The 19,982-nt window shown below is 70.3% G+C and carries 16 protein-coding genes; 2 read left to right on the top strand and 14 right to left on the bottom strand.

The features are described 5' to 3' along the window. Position 1: 1 nt before the first annotated feature. From ACWD68_RS30655 to ACWD68_RS30590, 14 genes are all read right to left on the bottom strand, one after another. Entirely contained in the window at positions 2-631 is a 630-nt protein-coding gene (locus tag ACWD68_RS30655) for an ATP/GTP-binding protein (RefSeq protein WP_451809707.1), read from the bottom strand. Positions 632-849: 218 nt separating this feature from the next. Then, positions 850-1,458: a hypothetical protein gene (locus ACWD68_RS30650; protein WP_451809706.1), complete on the bottom strand. Its 609-nt coding sequence runs from the start codon at positions 1,456-1,458 to the stop codon at positions 850-852. 183 nt (positions 1,459-1,641) lie between these two features. Next, the gene (locus ACWD68_RS30645; RefSeq protein WP_451809705.1) at positions 1,642-2,598 is read right to left on the bottom strand and encodes a replication-relaxation family protein; all 957 of its coding nucleotides are present in this window, start codon (positions 2,596-2,598) and stop codon (positions 1,642-1,644) included. Further along, positions 2,595-5,225 carry an ATP/GTP-binding protein gene (locus ACWD68_RS30640; RefSeq protein ID WP_451809704.1) on the bottom strand — a complete coding sequence of 877 codons (2,631 nt, stop codon included), beginning with the start codon at positions 5,223-5,225 and terminating at the stop codon, positions 2,595-2,597. Before ACWD68_RS30640 ends, ACWD68_RS30645 begins: the two co-directional genes overlap by 4 nt. After that, positions 5,201-5,842, bottom strand: a complete 642-nt coding sequence (locus tag ACWD68_RS30635) for a hypothetical protein (protein WP_451809703.1) — start codon at positions 5,840-5,842, stop codon at positions 5,201-5,203. The genes ACWD68_RS30640 and ACWD68_RS30635 overlap by 25 nt, the downstream gene beginning before the upstream one ends. Beyond that, the gene (locus ACWD68_RS30630; protein WP_451809702.1) at positions 5,839-6,990 is read right to left on the bottom strand and encodes a C40 family peptidase; all 1,152 of its coding nucleotides are present in this window, start codon (positions 6,988-6,990) and stop codon (positions 5,839-5,841) included. The genes ACWD68_RS30635 and ACWD68_RS30630 overlap by 4 nt, the downstream gene beginning before the upstream one ends. Further along, a complete protein-coding gene (locus tag ACWD68_RS30625; RefSeq protein ID WP_451809701.1) occupies positions 6,987-9,740 on the bottom strand; it encodes a hypothetical protein in 2,754 nt (917 codons plus the stop codon). The genes ACWD68_RS30630 and ACWD68_RS30625 overlap by 4 nt, the downstream gene beginning before the upstream one ends. Position 9,741: 1 nt before the next feature. Beyond that, on the bottom strand, positions 9,742-10,098 hold the full coding sequence (locus tag ACWD68_RS30620) for a hypothetical protein (protein WP_451809700.1): 357 nt from the start codon (positions 10,096-10,098) through the stop codon (positions 9,742-9,744). Beyond that, positions 10,095-12,767 carry an ATP-binding protein gene (locus tag ACWD68_RS30615; protein ID WP_451809699.1) on the bottom strand — a complete coding sequence of 891 codons (2,673 nt, stop codon included), beginning with the start codon at positions 12,765-12,767 and terminating at the stop codon, positions 10,095-10,097. The genes ACWD68_RS30620 and ACWD68_RS30615 overlap by 4 nt, the downstream gene beginning before the upstream one ends. Then, positions 12,764-13,339, bottom strand: coding sequence for a hypothetical protein (locus ACWD68_RS30610; protein ID WP_451809698.1), 576 nt, complete (start codon positions 13,337-13,339; stop codon positions 12,764-12,766). The genes ACWD68_RS30615 and ACWD68_RS30610 overlap by 4 nt, the downstream gene beginning before the upstream one ends. Then, positions 13,336-13,677 (bottom strand): hypothetical protein, encoded by a 342-nt coding sequence (locus ACWD68_RS30605; RefSeq protein WP_451809697.1) that lies wholly within the window; start codon positions 13,675-13,677, stop codon positions 13,336-13,338. The genes ACWD68_RS30610 and ACWD68_RS30605 overlap by 4 nt, the downstream gene beginning before the upstream one ends. Continuing rightward, positions 13,674-14,603 carry a conjugal transfer protein gene (locus ACWD68_RS30600; RefSeq protein WP_451809696.1) on the bottom strand — a complete coding sequence of 310 codons (930 nt, stop codon included), beginning with the start codon at positions 14,601-14,603 and terminating at the stop codon, positions 13,674-13,676. Before ACWD68_RS30600 ends, ACWD68_RS30605 begins: the two co-directional genes overlap by 4 nt. A gap of 468 nt (positions 14,604-15,071) precedes the next feature. After that, complete coding sequence (locus ACWD68_RS30595) at positions 15,072-15,581, bottom strand: hypothetical protein (RefSeq protein ID WP_451809695.1); 510 nt, start codon at positions 15,579-15,581, stop codon at positions 15,072-15,074. 68 nt (positions 15,582-15,649) lie between these two features. Further along, complete coding sequence (locus tag ACWD68_RS30590) at positions 15,650-16,510, bottom strand: hypothetical protein (RefSeq protein WP_451809694.1); 861 nt, start codon at positions 16,508-16,510, stop codon at positions 15,650-15,652. Between the two features lie 416 nt (positions 16,511-16,926). Here ACWD68_RS30590 and ACWD68_RS30585 point away from each other — a divergent pair, with 416 nt between their 5' ends. Together ACWD68_RS30585 and ACWD68_RS30580 are read left to right on the top strand one after the other, a co-directional pair. Beyond that, positions 16,927-18,480 carry a hypothetical protein gene (locus ACWD68_RS30585; RefSeq protein WP_451809693.1) on the top strand — a complete coding sequence of 518 codons (1,554 nt, stop codon included), beginning with the start codon at positions 16,927-16,929 and terminating at the stop codon, positions 18,478-18,480. Then, complete coding sequence (locus ACWD68_RS30580) at positions 18,477-19,898, top strand: hypothetical protein (protein WP_451809692.1); 1,422 nt, start codon at positions 18,477-18,479, stop codon at positions 19,896-19,898. The genes ACWD68_RS30585 and ACWD68_RS30580 overlap by 4 nt, the downstream gene beginning before the upstream one ends. Positions 19,899-19,982 lie beyond the last annotated feature (84 nt).

Below are 19,982 nucleotides of genomic sequence, written 5' to 3'. Positions count from 1 at the left end.
CTTACCTGACGACCTGCACCTCGCCGATCGGCACCTGCGCCTGCGACTGCCTGGTCTCGGTGAACTGGCCCGTCTCGCCCCCACCGTTGACCTGCCAGTCGACCGTCCAAGTGGCCGTGGCGGCGACGGGGTACATCCCGTCCTTCTGGGTGGCTGACGTGTGGGTGTATGTGTGGCCGCAGGTCGGGGACTTCTGCTTGCCGTAGGAAGCCGTGTACGCCGTGCCGGGCCCGTTGCAGGTCACCGTTGATCCGTCGCCCATCGTCCAGACGATTTTGGTGACCTTGGCAGTCGCGGATACGGTCACGCCCCCTGCCGTGGCGATGGTGGCGTTCGGTCCGTACGTGGTGGGGCTCTTGTTCACCCACATCCACATCGGCATGCCGACCACATAGCGGCCCGCGGTGCGCGGACTGGCGATGTCCGGGCCGACGAGCTTCATCTTGGCGACAGCCTGCTGGGCTACCACGGCCGGATCGACGTCGGGTACGTCCGCAGCCGCATCGGCGATGAACGTGCTGATGATCGGGGCGCCGTCCGGGCCGTTCCGGCACGTGCGTTCGTACACCGCGCCGTCCTTGGGGGACTTGCCCTCCCAGTACATGCTTCCGGGCGGCGGCTGTGGGGCCATTTTCTTGACGGTGCACGCGGGCTTGCTGCTGGGCTTGCCAGTGCCAGTATCGGCGGGCTTCGAATCTGATCCTGAGGTGGACGAGTCATCGTCGGCCTCGCAAACTACCCACTTACCTGCGCTTCCGCAGCCCCCGCCTTCAGGCGGGTCGGCTAAGGCCTGCGCTGGAACTAAGAGTGACGTCGCAGCCGCAGCGGCCAGGCCGAGGCCAGCGTGTGTCAGCAGGCGCGCTGCTGTGGAACGACATCCACGATCTTCCATTGCGTCCCCCACTTCTCCGCTTCGACCTTCGTCACGTAGCGAACGAGCCGGTTCTTCGGCATCTCGACGGGCTTACCGGACTTGCGGTAGACGAACTTCCAGTCTGTGCTGTCCAGACAGTCCGTCAGCTTCGCGTGGGGAACCTTCTTGTCCGGCTCAAGGGTGTCGACAGCAGCGTTGTGACTGGGCGCGCCGATGGTCACGATGCCCTTCGACCGCAGGTCTCTCAGGTCGTCCTCAGCGCCGGACAAGGCGACCGCCGCGGCGTACTGACGTAGATCGGTTCCCTTGGAGTCGCCTTTCGCGTACGCCTTGACCTGCTCGCGCCAGAACGCGCTGTAGGCCGTAAGTACGTCCTTTCGCACGGCAGCCTGCGGGTCGGTGCTCGGCGACTTTGAGGGCCGTACCGGACTGCTCGCGGACGATGGCTGCTTTGCGGAGGTACCGGGATCTTCTTCGGCACTGCTGCACGCGGACAGCGCCATCAGGCTGGTGGCGATGAGCACGGCCGTTGCGGGCTTCCACTGATGAACGGTGCGCTTTTGCGGGCGTGGTGCTCGTGTCACGTTGTCATCCCCCGTGGGACGCGGTGCGAGATGGACGCTGCTCTGTCGCCGCCCGTGCGGGCGGGGTGATGCTTCCGGTCGGCCGTGCGTTGCTCTGTTTGCGTTGAGGAAAGACTAAGCATATGCCGGTCCGTTTCTGACTGGACTGGTCCGTCTCAGGCGTTACTTGGCTTGAATTCAGCATCACTTTGTCTTTGCGTAAGTGAATCCAGGGTGGAGGGTGTGCCAAGGCTGGCGGTCCGGGGAGCCTGCCAGACAGACCCATACGTTCTGGCTGGGTCCGGCGGTTTCGAGGTCGTTGAGTGTGGCGGCGCCGAGGGGAACGTTGCGGGCGAGGGCGGCGACGAGGGGGTGTTGGGCGGTCATGTCCCGCAGGTCGTTGATCCGGTTGGCGAGTGTGGTGGGGGAGGCTCCGGTGAGGATGAACAGGATCCGCGGGTAGACCGGGTACCAGCGCAGCCATGCGGCGTCGGTCTCGGTGTGCTGGCGGGGGCGTCGGTGGTTGGCGGGTTGTGAGGGGTGGGACCAGAGCCGGGCGTAGTCGATGAGCTTGGCTGCGAGGCGTTCGCTGCTCATGGTGGCGCGGTCGATTTCGATGAACGCGCGCAGTTTTCGGCGTTGTTGGTCGTGGTTGAGGGTGTAGTGCATGACGGCGTCGGCGATGACGCGTTCGCGCTCGCTCAGGGGGTGGGTGACTTCGGGGGTCCAGTCGAGGTGGCCGTGTTCGTCGCCGCGGCGGCGGGCGTCGCGGACGAAGGTGAGGTGGGCGCGGACGGCGGTGAGGGTGTGCGGGGTTTTCAGTGATGCGGCGGTTGTCGAGGTGATCGGGTAGGGCGGTCGGCCGCGCAGGGCCGGCCAGTTGCGGGTCAGGCGTGCGCCGTCGGGGGTGAGGTACCAGGCGCGGGTGCGGTTCGATCGGGGCAGCACGGTGTAGTCGATCAGGCCGTGTATGCGCAGTCTGTTGAGCGGTTGGGAGATGGCCTGCCGGGTTGCGTGGGGGCGTAGCAGGAGGCGGAGTTGGCTGGTGGTGGCCATGCGGTGCTGGGCGAGTGCGGCCAGGAGCTGGTGGGGCAGCGGTTCGAGGGGGCTGGGTGTGAAGGGGGGCGGCTGGGGCCGGGCCGGGGGAGGGGTGGTGGTCATTGGTATCCCTTGTTTGTGTTCGGGCGTGAGGAGGGTGCTGATGCGGGGGTGTGCTGGGCGAGGAAGGCGGTGACGCGGTCGAGTTGGCCGGCCGCGTGGGTGGTGAGCTGGTGCAGGGGGCGGGTGCCTGCGGTGGTGCGGGCGGCGTGTTCGAGGGCGGCGACGTTGCCGGGGCGGGCGAGGTCGGCGAAGACGTCGTCGAGGTGGGGGCCTTGCAGGCGCAGGGGGCCGAGGCGGCGGCCGTGGACGGTCAGCGTGGCGTAGTGCTCGTAGCGGTTGAGGGCGGCGACCTGGTCGGGGCTGGGGTTGTCGCCCCACTCGGCGGTGATCGCGGAGATGGCGGTCCGTGATCCGGCGGTGGTCGCGAGGGTGGAGGCGTTCTGTGTCAGCGACATCCGCACGGGGCCGGGCAGCCGGGCCAGCAGCTGGGTCATCCCGTGGACGTGCGCCTTGTATTTGCGGAAGTCCTCGAACATGGCGGCGATGGTTTCGGGGGCGGCGCCGGTCAGGGTGATCAGTTCGTCGAAGTAGGGCCGGAAGGGCACCCGTTGGTCTTCGGGGGTGTCGCGGCGGGAGCGGACGGCGCGCAGCAGGTCGCGGGCGAGTAGGGCGGTCAGGAGCCGGTCGGTGGGTCCGTTGCCGGCGGGGCACACCCACACGATCATCCGGTGGTCCATGGCTGCGCGGATGTTGTAGACGCCGCGGGGCTGGCCGAGGAAGGCGCGGGTGACGGGGTTGGCGGCGAGGCGGGCCAGCGGGTTGAGGACGACGCCGAAGGCGTCGGCGGGGAGGGTGGGGAAGACGGTCTGCCACCAGGAACGGGTGTCCTCGTTGAGCCGGTCGGCGGTGGCGGCCAGGGCCGCGGTGCGAAAGGCGGGGTCGGTGAGCAGGGACCGCACGTGGAAGAGCGTGGCCTGGTCCTCGGGGCGGTCGGCTCCGCAGGCGGCCTGGTTGACGGCAGTGAGGACGGACAGGGTGGCGGTCAGGAGGGTGAGGGCGCGGGGTGCGGTGGCGTCCTCCCAGCCCAGTGCGGCGGCGAAGGCGTCGGTGACCGCCTCGACGACTTCGTGTGCGGCTGGGCCCTGGTGCATGTCGAGCGGGTTCCAGGAACTGATCTGGGGTGTGGGGCCGACAGTGTTGAGGTCGATCAGCGCGATGCGGTCCATGAGGGTTGCGTGGGCGAGGAACGGTGCGGCGCGCGGCCAGGAGTCGCGGTGCGGGTCGAGGAAGAGCAGGCCGCCGTCGGCGTGTGCCCAGCCGATTGCCTGGGCGAGGGCGCGTTCGGTCTTCCCGCCGCCTGCCTTGCCGACCGCGCACTCGAAGAGGGTCTCTGCGGCGTAGGTGGCGACCAGGCGGTGGCGGCCGTCCGGTGCGCGGTGGATGCCCTGCAGCAGTAGGGCGGGGTTGCCGAATTCGAAGGTCGGCAGCTCGGGGGCTAGTAGCGGCAGCCGGCAGTGCAGGGTCGGGGGTTTGAGGAGTCCGGTGAGTTCCTCCAGCCGCACCCAGTTCGGGCGGGGCGGCTGGCAGTGTCCGTGCCGCCAGCGGCGTTCGAAACCGCGGCGGCTGGGCCACCGGTCGGCGCCCAGTCGCCACGGCCCGACCTGCAGGCCGCGCATCGCCCAGCGGGAGTGGCCGCCGAACACGTCGAGTGCGGCCTGGAGTTGTCCCAGGCGCGCTTCGGCCCGCCCCTGGACGTTGGAGGCGCAGGTGACGAGCAGCTGCACGCGCACCAGCTGATCGTCATGGGCGAGTTTGCCCAGTGCCTCGGCGGGGTCGACGCGGCGGGGCACCGGTGGCATCACCAGCTTGCGTCCTGCTCCCGCTGGCGGCGTGCCGCTGAGGATCTGCTTCAGCTGCCAGCCCAGCGAGTCCTCGATCCTTGCGGCGTCCCGGCGCACCCATCGAAAGGCGCGTTCGGCTTCCCGCTGCTCGCTGCGGCGCGCGTCCTGGATCAGCTGCATCCGGCGTGCTCGCAGGGCCCACTTGGGGGCCCGCTGGATGTCGAGGCGGATTTCGGCGAGATCGCCGAGGTCCGCGCGCAGGTCGCAGACCGCGTCGACCAGGGGCTGCAGCGGGTCGGGGTCCAGGGGCACCTCCCGCAGCGGGGCGATCGGCTTGCCGCGCAGGATGAACTCGGCCCGCACGGTGTGCCGGCGTTGCTTGTCGGCGATCGGCCGGGCCCGGGTGACGGTGACGTTGGGGCCGAACGGCGTGATGGACAGCAGGCGTTCGCCGCCGACCGGTCCCTCGATGCGGTAGCGCAGGGGGCGGGAGCCGTCGGCGCGCAGCCGGATCTGTACGGCCTTGGTCCGGCGTGGCGCCCACCAGGGCATGCTGGTGGAGGCGCGGGCGAGCTGGACCCCGCGGCGGAAGATTTCCTCAAGGCCCGGGTCGAAGTGCCGGGCTGGTTCGAGTTCGAGCGCCATGCGCTCGGCGGAGGCCTTCACTGCAAGGCACCGCACAACGGCTTCGCCCACGGCCCAGAGCGCACCGGCGGCCAGCAGAACCAGATACCAGTGCTGGGCCACCCACAGGGCGGCGCCTGCGGCATTGGCGAACAGCCCGATGACCTCGCCGCCTGCGGTCACATGCGTCGGGTCGGTCAGATGGGGCGCTGCGGATTCCATGCGGACTCTCCCTTGACGGTGCTCCGGGTGAAGTGCCAGTCGGTGATGCGCCGGTCGGTGTAGGTGCCGCCGCGGTCGGTGCCCGCCCACACCAGGTGCACCACCGCCTTGTCCGGGCTGCCGTCTGTGCGGGCGATGGCAGCCTGGATGCGGAAACCAGCGGTCGCGAATGCCGGTGCGATCTCCTGGTCCGGGTTGCCGAAGAGCGCCGGCCACGTGGTGCGGCCGATGCCGGTGGCGTCTGCGCGCAGCAGGCCCCGGCCGGCCGCGAGCAGCTTGCGTGCGTCGTCGTCGGCAAGGTCGGCGGGCCAGGCCTCCTCCAGCGACTTCTGGATGGCCCCATCGCCGGCTGCGCCCTCACCGTGCGGCGGCAGCGCGGACGCGCCAGCCGCTTTTGCCGGCGTGGTGGAGGCCGTGGCTGACGCGGGCATCGTGGTCTGCACAGCGCGGCTGGCGGGCGTGGTTGCCGAGGCTGCCGACGAGACCGTCGCCCGCGGTGTTGTGGTTGTGGGTGCGCTCGGCGCATGCGGCACCGTCAGCAGGATGACCCCGGCCACCATCAGGACCACGGTGGCGATCAGCAGGAGGCGCGGCGAGCGCGCGGGGAAAAGGGTCACAGCAGCCGGGCCCCTCCCGCGTATCCCGCCATGGCGTTGACCGCATCCAGGCGGACCACGGTGCCCGGGCGGGCGGCGTTGACCATCTGGCCGCTGCCCAGGTAGATCCCGACGTGGTAGATCGTCGCGTCGTGGCCGGGGGCGTCGGCATAGAAGACGAGGTCGCCGGGCTCGAGTGCGCTGGTGCCAAGACCGGCGGGGATCCGTCGGCCGGCCCCGGCCTGGGCGGCGGCGGTGCGCGGCAGGCTGATGCCGGCCCGGGCGTAGGCGTACACGGTCAGTCCTGAGCAGTCGAAGCCCCTGATGGTCGCGCCGCTCTTCCCGCTCGGTGAGCAGCAGAAGCCGTAGGACTTGCCCCAGGCGTTGCCGCCGCCCCACGCGTAGGGCACGCCCCGCTGGGAGAGCGCCGCCTCAATGACGGTGCGGACCTTCCCGGACACGTTCTTCAGGTCCGGTTCCTTGGCGGCTGCCGTGTACTGATCGATCCATCCCAGTACGTTGGCGACGTATTCGTTTGAGTGGTTGTACTGGAGGATCGCGGCCTTGAGCTGGGTGCGTTGGGTCAGGTCGCGGCCGCCTGCGCACAGGTAGACGGCGGCACCCAGGGCGGCGTCGTCGGCGTTGTGCGGGTCGGCGGCCTTGTCTGCGTTCGCGTCCTTGCCGACGCTCTCCCAGGTGGAGGGCAGGAACTGGAACGGGCCGACGGCACGCTCGCCGTTCGCGGTGCCGTCCCACTTGCCGTCATCGGTGTCCGGGAAGGCTGTGGTGTTGCCGCCTGCTCCGGAGCCGTTGAGGAGCACCCCGTAGATGCGCGGGCGGATGTCGCCGCCTGCGGCGATGCTCCGGCCGATGGCGTGGTTCGACTCCACCTTGGCGATCCCGGCCAGGACCGGCCAGCGCACGCCCCGGCACTTGGGCACGTACGTCCCGACCTGCTGGACGGCCTTCTTGTAGGCGGTGAGCATGCGGGCCGGGATGTCGGCGGCACTGCCGCCCTCGGCGATTCCGCCGTCGCCTCGTGCACCCGTCTGCAGTGCGACGTACGCGCTGATCGCGTTCCCTGCCGGCGCGGCACAGCACACGGCGGCGAACATCAGCAGCGCCCCTATGCATCCCCATCGCCGGACGCGGCGCACGGGCGGCCTCACGTGTCCTCACCGTCCTCGGGTGGCCGCGGCTGGTTCTGCTGCGGGCGCCGGCGTTCGGCTTGGGGCGCGGTCCGCCGCATGAGCTCCTGCCACCGGGCTGCCGCCTCGTTGCGTGTACTGCTGCGTGCGCTCCCGACGCCGGGAAGAGCCGACCCCTGCGGTCGGATGCGCACCGAAGGCCGCGGTGCGCTGCCTCCCCGCGGCGGCGGTGCCGAGGCAGGCGGCGCCGCGGTGCTGCCGGCTCCAGAGACCGGAGCACGGGTCGGTGGGGAAGGAGGGACGGTGCCGCCCGGGGATCGGCCGGACCTGGCAGGCCGTGTCGGGGCAGGCGGGCGGGAGGTTGCGGTCGGCGATGTTGCGGTCGGTAGGCGGCGGCCGGCGAACGGACCGGGCCCGCCTTTGTCATCGGTGTGTTCCCGCAGGACCCGGGAGACGTGACGGCCCGTGTCCGCCCAGGCGCGGCCGTCCTCGCGGACGGTGTTGCCCCACACCCGTACCTGCTGGCGGGCGTCCTGCGCGTACTGCGATCCGCCCGCCCGTGCCCGGCGGACGTTGGCCGGCAGACCGACGCTCGCCCCGTATGCGGTACGTCCGCCCCGGTGCAGGATGCGGTAGCCGCGAAAGCGCACGAGCCGGTTGTGGGCGCGTGTGGAGAGCAGGGTGCGGTCGGTGTTCTGGTCGTGCAGGGGCTGATCGGAACGGGTGTCGATGATCTGGCCGTGCTGGTTGCGGTAGCGGTCGGGCGGACCGCCGGGACGGCGTGGGCCCCCGCCGCCGGAACCGCCGCCCGCGCCGCCGGCAGGGCCCGGAGTGTTCGGGTCGCCGTCAGCCGTGGGCTTGCGCCACTTGGCCAACTGCTCCCGGTCGGGCCGCCGGCCGATCAGCAGCCAGTGGGCGCCCTTTACGCCGAGCCGCGCCCCGGCCCCGCTCACGGCGGCCGCCGCGGTGAGCGGGGCCAGCCCGCGCCCGGCTTCGGCACTGGCGTCGGCGAACATGCGCCCGGTGTCCACCGGCATACCCGTCCCGTCGACCAGCGACGTCAGCGCGCCCATCAACCGCTGCCGGGTGCCGAGCAGCCCGAAACGGCCACCCCCGCCTCCGGTGAAGGCACGCAGACCGCCTCCGTAACCACCCAGCGCAGCGGGCGAGTTCATCGCGAGAGCAGCGCCGAGTTCGGAGGTGTCACCGGGCAGGTGCGTGCCGCCGACCTTGGCGTAGCGCATCCGCATCGCCATGCGCCGGCCGAAGGAGGTGATGCCGGTCAGCAGCCTGCGGTGTCCGGCCGCTCCGGCGACGGCCAGCACATCGATCAGCAGGATCCGCTCGACCATCAGGTCGGGGCCATTGGTGATGGTGGCGTCCACGGCGATACCGAAGAAGGGGACGAAGGCGCAGACGCCGACGAGCGTCAGCACGGAAATGCCCCAGAGCGACAGCCACTTCCACACGCTCTGGCGGGCCGGTCCGGGCAGCATGCCCGCGATGAACGTGACGCCGCCCGCGGCTGCAGCGGCCGCGCAGATGCCCTGGGTGCCGAGCAGCACGATGGCGGACGACAGCAGCATGCCGCAGACGAACAGAGCAGCGACCAGCAGGAGTGCGGCGCCGCCGACCCGCCACCAGGTGGGCTTTGCGGCGTAGGCGGCGCACGACGTGCCGACCGGGCCGGCCTTCTTCATGTCGGCGAGGAAGGCGGCGAACTCCTGGTCCTCTTCGCTGACGACCGGGCTTGCCGTATCCAGCAGCTGCCCGCCCGGAGTCAGCTCGGGCAGTTTGCTGCCGGCAGGCTGGTCAGTGTGTTCGCGCTGGCACCACCGTTTGCCCGGTCCCTTGACCAGGCGGCAGGGATCGTCCTTGTCATCCTTGTCCGCACCGGCCTTGTAGCCGCCGGTGACCCACTTCAGATGGACCGCGTAGGCCTGGCGGTCGGCCGTCTTGGCCGGATCGAGGACGCGCCCGTACTGCAGCAGCATGTACGGCTTGACGATCAGCGCGTTCGTGATCGAGTCCTGGATAGGGCGGGCCACCTCGGCGGCAGAGACCGGGCCTTCGCCTTCACGCTCCAGGCACTGGAGCTCGGCGTTGCCGGCCAGGCCGTCGCACGGCCCCATGCTGGCGAGCTTGCCGCCCCAGTCATAGGAGTTGACGGACTGCTCTGCGATCTCGGCGGCCACCTGCTGGGACTGTCCCAGCGGGCCGTCCTGGGTGAGCAGGTAATCGGGACGGACGAACGTGGAGGCAGCGAACGCCGCGATCAGCAGGGTCAGGAAGACTTCGCCCAGGCCGCGGCCCACCTTGCCGCGCACGATCATGAATCCGGCGAACACGAACGCCCAGGCCAGCAGCAGCCCCTTCAGCCCGAGCGTGTCGACGACCACCTGGCCGTAGGTGTCGGCGACCTTCTGCGCCGGACGGATCAAGATCTTCAGCAGCGGGAACCGGAACGCCAGCTCGATCGCCCACCCCGCCAGCCCGACCAGCAGCCTGATCAGCGTGAACAGACCGGACAGCGCGAAGGCCAGGGCCTGCGTCTTGAACGCGACGATGGAGCCGCCCGAAGCGTTCAGCTCGTACCCGTTGATCGCCACCCCCTCGGAGGAGGTGATGTTCAGCGGGGACAGCAGGTCGCCACTCTCGCTGCCGCTGCTGCTCGCCGCGTAGACGACCTGGCTGTTCACCAGGACGAACACACCGGTGAGCAGCACAACGAAGCCGGCAGAGCGCAGGGTTGCGCGATCTGGACGGACCATCTCAGCGCCGCCTTTGCCCAGCAGCGCTCCGGCGCCGCCACATCGCAAGGACGGCCAGGCCCGCCCCGGCCGGCACCAGCCGACAGGCTGCTCCGACGGTGTCCCGGGGCGCGAAGGAAGCGGAGTGCACGGCGTCGCGCCGGCAGTACGCCTTGGCGGGTCCCACGATGAGACCGCAGGGGTCCTCGCGGGCTGGGCCGGCGCCGGCGGCGAAGGCCTGCCCAGTGCGCGGCCACCACGTCTCCGGCAGGCTCATGGCGACGGACAGGACGAGCACACAGGCGGCAACAGCCAGCACGGCGACGATGCGGGCGGCCGTACGCAGATGCCGGGCGCGGTCCCAGGATGCAGAGATCATCGGATCGGTACCTCCGGCCTGGCCGCGGAGGCCGCCGCGCCGGTCGGCGGCTCTGCACGGCGTCCCGGGGTGGTGGTGATGGACGACGTGATCCGCGTGATGCGAGGGATGACGGCCTTCACCCGGCCGGTGTTCTGCCGCGGGCACGTCAGCAGGAACTCGCCCTCCCGGCCGCGCTGCCCGACGGGGGACAGGCCGGTGGTCACCAGCCGCAGCAGGCCTGGATCATCGGGGTCGAGTCCCACGAACTCCAGGCCACGGCGGGCACGTTCACGGTCCGCGGTACGGGCGAGCGCCCGGTAGGCCATCAGACCGCGGTCGGGTCCGAGCTCTGCGGCGTCGTGGGAAGCGGCGAGCAGGCCGGCGCCGTGCTTGCGGCCGTCGTGGAGGATCTCGTGGACCAGGGCGGTGCCCTCGGCGGACGAGGTGAGCCAGTACAGCTCGTCCAGGACCACCGCGGTGAACCGCCCGGGATCCTCGAACGCGGTCTGGCGGGCGATCGCGGCGATCAGGTAGAGCACCGCGCGGCCGATCAGGGCTTCGAGGGGCTGCTGGTGGAGGACTTCGGGCTTGTCGAACGCCGCTTTCGGCGGCAGCTTCAGGCCCGTCGTGGTGATGACGATCATGTCGGAGGTGCTGGAGGCGTCCAGTCGCACCGGTGGCAGCGTCGGGTCGAACACCATCCGGGCCAGCGGGTTGGTCGCCACCACGCGGATGAGGCCGGCGAGGGTGGCGGCCGCGTCCTGCCGCTTGCCCGCCGCCTGCACGGACATCTTCTCGAGGACCTGAAGCATCCGGTGCATGGAGGGGGCATCGCTTGCGGCGGCCTGTTCCACGGCATGGTGCAGGACTGCGCCGCTGGTGCTCATCGGGCCGATGCCGAGCTGGAGGGTGAGGTAGGACAGGGCGTAGTGACGGCCCTCGGGGCCGTCGAACATCCGCAGCGGGTCGATCGACACCTCGGCCTGGGCGGCGTCGACGATCTGGACGCGGCCCTTGGCGGCACTGCGGGCGAAGGTCGCCCATTCGCGTACCGGGGTGCGGTCGATGCAGATCGCGCAGCCGCCGCGTGCCCACACCGCCTCCGCGATCAGTTTCTCCAGGACGCTCTTGCCCGCGCCGAGGTCGCCGACGATGCCCATGGACGCGGACGCATCCACTTTGGGCGCGTCCGCAACGTTGATCATCACGGGGCGGGTGGTGCCGCTGTCCAGGTCGATGCCGAGGAACATGCCGTTCGGGTCACCGACCTCGCCGACCGTGAAGGCGCCGCCCAGCGCCCAGTCCTCGGAGACCTGGTGCTGGGTGAACTCCCGCACCAGCCCGGGCCGGGTCGTGCCGGGCAGCCCCAGGGTGAACAACGCTTCCTGCAGGCCGGCCGGTCGCACCGCCCGGTAGTCCGCCCCGCCGAGCAGCGCGGCCAGCGCCCGGGCTCGCGCGTCACAGACGGCCGCGCTCGGCCCCCATACCGTGAGCACGGTCACCGATTGCACCTCGACCTCGACCGACGTGCGCGACAGGCGGGCGTCCAGCTCGCCCAGATCACGGGCCGCCTCGGTCAGGGAGGCGGGCATCCCGGTGGGCCGGGCGTCGTACTGGTCGGCCTGGTCGATCAGCTCGTTCTTCTTGCGCCGAACTTGGGCACGGGCCTTCTCCGCGGGCACCAGGGTGAGGTCGACGGTGTAGTCGACGGGAAAGTCCAAGGTCTCGAGCTGGGCGAACAGGTCGGCGGCATCCTGGCTGACCAGGGGCGGGCATTCGGCCAGCGCCAACTGCGCCTGGTAGCCCACGCCGGCGTCGGATTCGACCTGCAGCCAGCGGCGCCTGAGCGGGGAGGAGGTGTTCAGCCGCCACCAGGTGCTGCGGCCCGACCGCGTGATGTGGCCTGCGCTCGTGAAATCGTCGACGTCGTCGACGGCGGGGTCGATGCCGCCTTCCTGCAGGCGCACCTGGCCGAGGTCGGCGTAGCTGGGGGAGTGGAGCACGCCCTTGCGGACCTGACCGCCGTACAGCTTGCTGCTCTCCGCCTCAGCGAGGAGCGGCTCCGGCAGGCCGCGGTGGAGGGCGTGCTGGACCATCCACACGACTTCCGCCGGACGGGCCGGGCGGAAGGCGATGCCGCCAGCGAGGGCGGCTTCCACGCGGGAGGCCTGCTCGCGGTAGGCGTTCACTTCACGCCGCGCCACCGGCGCGGGCCGGACGCCCAGCACCAGGCCGAGTTCGGCCCGCATGGCTCCGAGCGATGCCGACACCTGCAGGCCGGCTGTCTGGGTCTGCAGCGGTACGGCGAGCCACAGCGTGCGGCGGTGCATCTCCTGCTCGTCCAGCAGGTCCAGGGTGGCCTCGACGTTCTCCACCCACGGATGCGGGCCGTCATCGTGAGAGGGGCCGGCCGGTGCGATGCCCTCGATCATGCGGAGGGCGACCTCGCCCGGATCGACCTGCGCGCACATCCCGTACAGACGCGGTGCACCGGACAGGGAGCGCACCAGGTGGGTGATTTTGGCGAGCTGTTCGTCGCGTACGGCGGCGGGCACGTAGGTGCCCTGAACGGTCTCCTCCGTCCAGCCGAGGGCATCCGGGCCGGGGTGCAGCCGGTAGAGGGCCCACACGCTGCCGTGCGCCGACCAGAGCAGGTGTCCGGCGATGTGCCGGATCGGGATCCTCACCGCGCACCCCCTGCCTGCTCGGCGAGGTGCAGCAACTGCTGTACACCCGACACTGGCAGCGGTGCCGCGGGGCCGGCCGACGGCGGGCGCCGACTTACCGACTGGTGAACTGAGGTGGCACTGTGGCGCGGTGTCCGGCCGACAGGCCGACGCCCGGCACGGGCGAAGGCGCTAGTCGTGGTGGAGGAGAGCGCGTCCTCGATGGTGAAGCCGCCCAGGAGCGGGCGGGGAGCACGGTCGCGTGCGGCGTGGCCGCCGATCCGGCCTCCGCGAGGCTGCCGGCCCAGCAGCATCCAGCCCACGGCCGCCTGCATCGGTGCACGGCCCCCGACCTTCGGCCGGCGCACCGCCCAGACCGCCAGCAGCCAGGCCACGATCGGGACAGGCCCCATCCACGACCACCAACTGATGCTCTTGATGAGAAGGAAACAGCCGCCCACGGCGACCGCGATCTGCGCCGGGGTGTACGGGCCGAGCGGGATCTTCCAGTCCGCCACTTTCCCCAGCACCCACGGGTGCCGGCGGGCCGACGTGTAGAAGCGCCCCACCCGCCCGGCGGCGGCCGCGCTCACCGTCGGTCTCCCGAGCCTGCGGCGTGTTCCCACACGACGGAATGGGGGGCACGGACGATGCCAGGGATCGCGGGCGCACCCTTGGCCGGGTTCTTGACCTCGTCCTCGAACATGCCGGCAAGGTCCTCGCGGGAGTTGTACAGCCCCAGCGCGATGATCATCAGCATCAGGGCGCCGATCCCCGCCTTGAGACTGAACTTCTGGATCATGATGACGACCACGAGGACGACCAGACCGGCCTGCAGGCCCTTGGTCGCCCACTCCTTGAACATGGCGATCCAGCTGTCGCCGAGGTCGTTCAGCTCCCCGGCGAGCATCAGGCTGTGCACCGTGTTCACCGGGCACCCCCGGCCTGGGCGGTTGCGGACTCCAGTGCGGCGACTTCCCACCGGCCCGAGCGGGCCTTCAGCACGACCTCGTAGGCCAGCGGCCACCGTCCTGCCGCATCCTGGGCTTCCACCTGGGTAAAGACGTGCACCCGGGTGCCGTCGCCCGGTATCTGCTCGGCGGCTGCCGCCTTCTCGGCAGCGAGCACCTGCTGGAGGCGGACCGTCGAATACGGGGAGGCAGAGACGGCCGGGAGCGTCACCCCGGGCGCGAGGTAGCGTTCCACCTCCCCGGCCCCCGTGAGGTACGCGCCGAGGAACTCCGCGACAGCGGAAGCCAGTTCTCCTTCGGGGACGCTCACGCCGTACGACGACGCCGGCACGTCGATCCGGGCCGGGCCGGCCACCACGCCGGGCTGCGCAGTCACCGCGAACGCTGTGCCCGCACGGTCCACCAGGATGGGGACGGCGAAGTAGCGCACCGCTCCGTCGGCGTACTGCGCAGCCACCGTCACCGACCACGCATCGCTCGCGCGCTTCGTACTGCGCACGGTGGTCACGGACGCCGGCTTGGACTGCGCACCGACGGCAGGGTCGGGCAACTCGATGTCCGGCCCCATCGACTGCGCAAGTCGCGCCTGCGCACTCGTGGCGTCATCGGCACTGCTGCGCAACCAGGCGCCGACGAACAGCTGCGCATAGCCGGACGGGTCAGCGGCCACCGAGGTGCGCACGGCGGCGGGCCTGGTGGGCGTGGCTGCCTCGACCGTGGCCGGGGTGGAAGTGATGGCGACACCCAGGGCGACGGGGCCGGCCGCGATGACGGTCCAAAGAGCCAGGCGCGAAAGCCGGACGCGGCGTCGCATCGCCTCCAGCCGGGCCCCCGCAACCATCGGAGCAGCGGCCTCGCTGCCCGAGGCTTGCTTGCCAACAGACATGGTCGAACTCCCAGGTCAGAACGTGTACTTGCTGACCTTGAGAAAACCCGCAGGCCCCGACCCGACCACCGACCACCAGAGCCCGACCACAGTCACGATGGGGACACAAAGCCCATGGTCGCCCCGACCACGAAGCCGACCACGAGCCCCGGGCATGACGGAACGGGTCGGCGTGCTGAAGGCGGCGGGACGGGAACTGGCTCAAGCGCTCCGGGGCTGCGCACCCCGGGGGGCCGTGTGCGCAGCCCCAAGACATGGCGGCGCCCCTGCACAGCCACCGCGCGACGAGCGCCCGCCGTTGCTGCGCAACCGCGATGCGCAGCCTTTTCGACGTCGGGCAAACATCCGTGGTTGGCCCGACCGTGAGCCCGACCACGGCAGTGCCGTGCGCAGGTTGCCGATCGTGACCGGTGGCTGAGGGCGGTGGCCGCCTTGCCGCCACCGCCCTCAGGGGGGAACGAGCAGCCTTCAGAGGACAGCACGCAGGTCGACGACCGGTTGGCCCTCGACGAGGTAGGCGCGATAGCGGCCCTCAATGAACATCTCCCGCAGATACATTCCGGGAAAGTCCAAAATCTCGCGTCGATCGGCCAGTGTCATCCGGACTCGATAGCGGCTGTCGCCGTCAAGGAGCAGCACATCGCACCAGTGCGACTCCGGCGCCTCGATGCCGATCAAAGTGATGTGGTCGTCGGCCATCTGATCGACCCAGGAAGCCAGGTCATCGAGCAGCCATGCCATATTCATCCAGGCCGGCGCGCTGGCAGCGGGCTGCCAGTCGTACATGCGGCGCGCCTCGCGTCCCTCCCCGGGCGGCTCGCCCTCGAGATAGACGGGCGGCTCTGACTCTCCGCTGACTTCAGTGAATTCAATGGCGCGGGATCCGAGCGTGAGCTTGGTGACACGGAAACTGTCGAGACCGAGGTCAAAGGTGACCTCCGCGGCATGAGTGAGGAATTCGCTGTCCTGATCGGCCACGATCGTGTCTTCCTGGGCGGTGGAGAGCCGCCCCCGAGCGGGCGGGGGCGGCCAGAGTGGATCGACGTCTACCGCAGTGGGGTGTAGGACCCGACGTAGCGGTACCGGTCTTCAGCGGTGGACACAGGAATCGTCCATGCGAGGGGGCTGTACGAGGCCATCAGCCTCTCACTGCTGGAGGCAGCCGGCGCGACTGCCAGTGCTGTGGTGGGGACGGAGTTCGCCAGTGGCTCGTAGGAGCTCAGGTACGTCTCGGTGCCGTCCGTAGCGTCGCCGTCGTCTGCCGGAGCCCTCCCATCCACGGGCGTGTTCTCATCCTCGGTGTCGCCCTCGTCCACACCCTCGTCGGATGGGGCCTCGGTGTTGTCGGGAGCGTCTTCCTCCGGAGTCGTCTCCTCCGGGGATGCGGCAAGGGAGTTGTTCTCCTTGGCCAAGGTCGTGCTGACCCAATTCGGGCACCGGACGACACCCACGCAGTACATGGTGATGACGCCCTTGTCCTGGCCGTCACGCTGCACCTTCTCGTTGACCGAGAGAATCATCTTGTACTGCTTGACGAGAGTGCACACCCCGTTGCGGCACCGGTACTTCCCTGCATATCCCGTCATGTGATAGGTCGTCGTGTTGCCGACCCTATTGCGGTTCGGTGACTTGGCGATGTACTCGACCGCGGAGTACTTCGTGATGTTGTGCTTCTTCTTTACCTTGTTCCAGCCGAAGCCCTTGTCCTGTCCGCGGTCGTAGTAGCCCACGCGTAACGACGCCTTGCCCGGACCGGAGTAGTCGAGGTGCTTGAGAACCCGGTAGGCCGGGTTGGCCGCCGCAGTCGCTTCGGCTGTGCTGCTGGTCGTGGCAGCTGCCGGAACGCTGAAGGCGCCGAGTAGGACTGTGGCTGCTATGGCACCCACCGTGTTTTTGACTCGGTTCACGCTGTTCTTCCCCCTTGCAGGTCCGTGCCAGACACAAGAAGTCGGCACAAATGGGGACTCTAGGCAGACAGTGATCAAGAACCCAAGAACGATCGGGGAATCTCGGCCACTTCACGACACCCCCCTCCCAGCCGGACGGCTCGTCCGGCGTGAGCATCGCGTAACCCTTCTGAGCGCGCGGGGGACGCCCATGGCCGGCCAGACCAGGAGCCTGACCACGGCAGCCCCGCGTGCATGGTGTCGGATCGTGACCGATGGTCGGGGGCTGTGGCCGTCAGCCTGGTCGGTGGCGCCCGGTGAGCTGACCGTATGGATCTCGCGTACGTCTCTTCACTCAGCGGCCCCGGCTGCCTCCGGCCCACAGCGCGCCCCCAAGGCGTCAGCCGCCGCAGGCTCATGGCAGGCGCGGTAGCACGATGAGCCGCTTCGGGGCGGGGATCCGCCGGGGGGTGATGGCAGCGGATCAGTTCACCCAGATCGCCAACAGCCTCTTCCGCGACCCCCGGCTCTCCTTCAAGGCGAAGGGAATCTTCGGCTTCATCAGCACCCACGTCGCCGGCTGGCACGTCACGGTCGCCGACCTCGTGCGCGCTGGACCCGATGGGCGGGACGCCGTGCGCGCCGGCCTGAACGAACTGCAGAGGCACGGCTACCTCATCCGCGAACAGCTGAGGCACGACGACGGGACGCTCGGCGAGATCGCCTACTCGATCACGGACCGCCCGGCACCCCTCGACACGGTGCTCGCACAGCCAAAGGACACGCCATGCGTCTTCGCTGCGCCGAGCACGCCGAGCACGCCGAGCACGCCGAGCACGCCGAGCACGCCGAGCACGCCGAGCACGCCGAGCACGCCGAGCACGCCGAGCACGCCGAGCCGATCAGGGGCCGTATCCGGGGCGGGGATCCGCCGGGGGGTGATGGCGGCGGACCAGTTCACCCAGATCGCCAACGGCCTCTTCCGCGACCGACGTCTGTCGTTCAAGGCCCAGGGCCTGTTCGGACTCATCAGCACCCACAGGGACGGCTGGCGGACAAGCGTCGCAGACCTGGCGCGCCGGGGCCGGGACGGCGAGGCGGCCGTGAAGAGCGGTCTCAGGGAGCTGGAGAGGCACGACTTCCTGCTCCGGGAACGCGAGCGCAACCCCGACGGCACCCTCGGCGCGGCCGCGTACGTCATCACCGACCTGCCCAGCCTGCACAACACCAGGTCCGAGCCGATGTCGGGTCTTCCACCGGTGGATGACCCGACATCGGTTCACCGCCCCACTAAGAACACCAACAGCAAGAACACCACGAAGCAGAAGACCAGACCCCTCCGTCCGTGCGACCGCGCCGACGTTGCGACGCCCCCAGGAGCGAGCCGTCCGGACACACCAGCATCCCTGCCAGCCGCTGTCCCGGCGGACGAGATGCATCCAGGGCTCCGGCTCCTGCTTGAAATCGCAGCGAGCCATCCCGAACTCCTGCTGACAGGAAAGGCGCTGACCGATCAGGGGCGCGTGGCCACCGTGATGATGGAGTCCGGCTGGAGCAGGGAGCAGCTGCGCCATGTCATCACCGGTCGGCCGTTGCCGAACCCGCTGCGGACCTCGGTCGGCGCGATCATTGCCGCCCGCCTGCGGGCCGCTCAGGCCTATCCGCCGCCCGCCGCTCGGGACAGCCTGCACCACGGCGGCCGCGTCCTGCAGGACGAGCTGCCCGCGTGGCCGGTGACCGAGCGGACTTCCACAGTGTGCGCGGCCCGCACAGTGACCGAGGCCCTGACCTACCGGGCGCTCGTCGAGTGCGCCGGCTGCGGCGTACCCGGCACCGCCCTGGGCGAAGACCTCTGCCCGGCCTGCCTGGGCTGGCCGCTGTGTCGAACCTGCCCAGGGCCGACACCCCGACGCGCCCACCCCGACGGCAACGGCCGTTGCACCGCCTGCGCCACCGCATCCACCTGCCTGCCGGAACGGAGCACACCATGACCACCCCTGCCTTGCCGACGTCCGGGATCGCTCAGCCGCTGAGCCCGTTTGGGCAGCATCCCCAGCGATGGGAGAAGAAGCGGGCCCGCGCGGTGCGCGGCGGCCACGTCTGCACTGGCTGCGCAGCCGGCTGCGAACCCGTCCTGATTCGGGAACAGGCCGGATGGGGGTGGATCGACTGGAGCGTTCCGGCCGACGGCAGCCTGCCCGAACAGCCCCACCGGATCGCCGTGTTCACTCCGATCGCGACCCGTACCCAGCGCCTTCGCCTGCGCTGGCTGGCCAGGAGTTCCGCACACCGGATCCGCCTCGGCCCGGTGGCCGTACGGACCGCTGCAGCCGCCGTCGCGGTCCTTGCTCTGCCGGCGGCCGTCCTCGCGATCCTTCACAGTGTCCCCTTCGGCATCGTGCTGCCGGCAGCCGTCCTGGCCCCGCTCCTCGTGGAGCACTCGAGCGACCCGCTTAAGGCCCGTACCGGCGAGAGGGTCCGGATCGTCGAGGCCGAAGCCGCCTGCCGCTACCTGCAGCGCCTCGCCGCTCTGCACGCCGGCCTCGTCATAGCCGCCGCCGGCAGGGATCACCCCGAGGTGCGGCGCGCCGTCGAGACCGGCCACCACCAACTGTTCGACACAGCTGACCTGCTCCAGCGCCACGACACCCGCTCAGCCTCCGGCGAGCTCATCGCCCGGGAGCAGCTGATGCTGCAACTCGCCGTCCAGACCCACCACATCGTCACGCCCACGCAGGACGGCGCACCGTCCGTCCGGCACGACCGGGCCGACGCAGAGGAGCCGCTGGGCCCCTATCCGCCCAGGCCCCGTCACTCAGCCGGCCATTCGACTCCCATCGCGTCGATGAAGGAGGAATCGCACATGCCCCAAGACGGTCTCGAAGAGCAGGCCCGCCAGGTGTATCTGCTCTTCGCCCATGAGGCCTACCACCCGGCCGCCGCCCAGGAGATCAACACCTCGCTGGTGGCCGCAGCCTCCCTGCTCCACCCGCGCGTAAGGCAACCCGACGGCGCCCGCATCTACGACCGCCTCACCCGGGGGCGCCGGCAGGGCGAGATCGTGCCGCTGTCCACCCTCACCCACGAACTGGACGGCGGCGCGCGCTGGCCGGAGGTCGGCGACTGGGAGGCGGTCACCGTAGACCTGGTCCAGCTCATCCACGACCGCGCGTGCGACGCCCTCGGCCTGGACCTGCCATACATCGCCCGTTCCCTGGTGTGCTCCGGTCCGCACAGCCGAGTCCGGGCCTACGACCCGGCGGCCGCGCGATATCAGACGTGGGGGCCCGCCGACCGGATCGAGGTCCTGGTCGAGGTCGGCAAGCAATTGGCCTTGGCGGAAGCCGGGCGCGTCCTGTGGCCGGGCGACGGTCTGCTCCGTCCTGCTCATCCCGGCAAAGGCGCTTGAATCCTCCCCCAGCTAAAGCAGGGGGATTCCTGGCTCACGCTGCCTGCGGGTCAGCGACCCCACAGGTCTTCCGCGATCAACACC

This window comes from Streptomyces sp. NPDC005141 (assembly GCF_053599975.1).
Note: the sequence above shows the minus strand (reverse complement) of the source record. Positions and strands in the feature narration are given on the sequence as shown.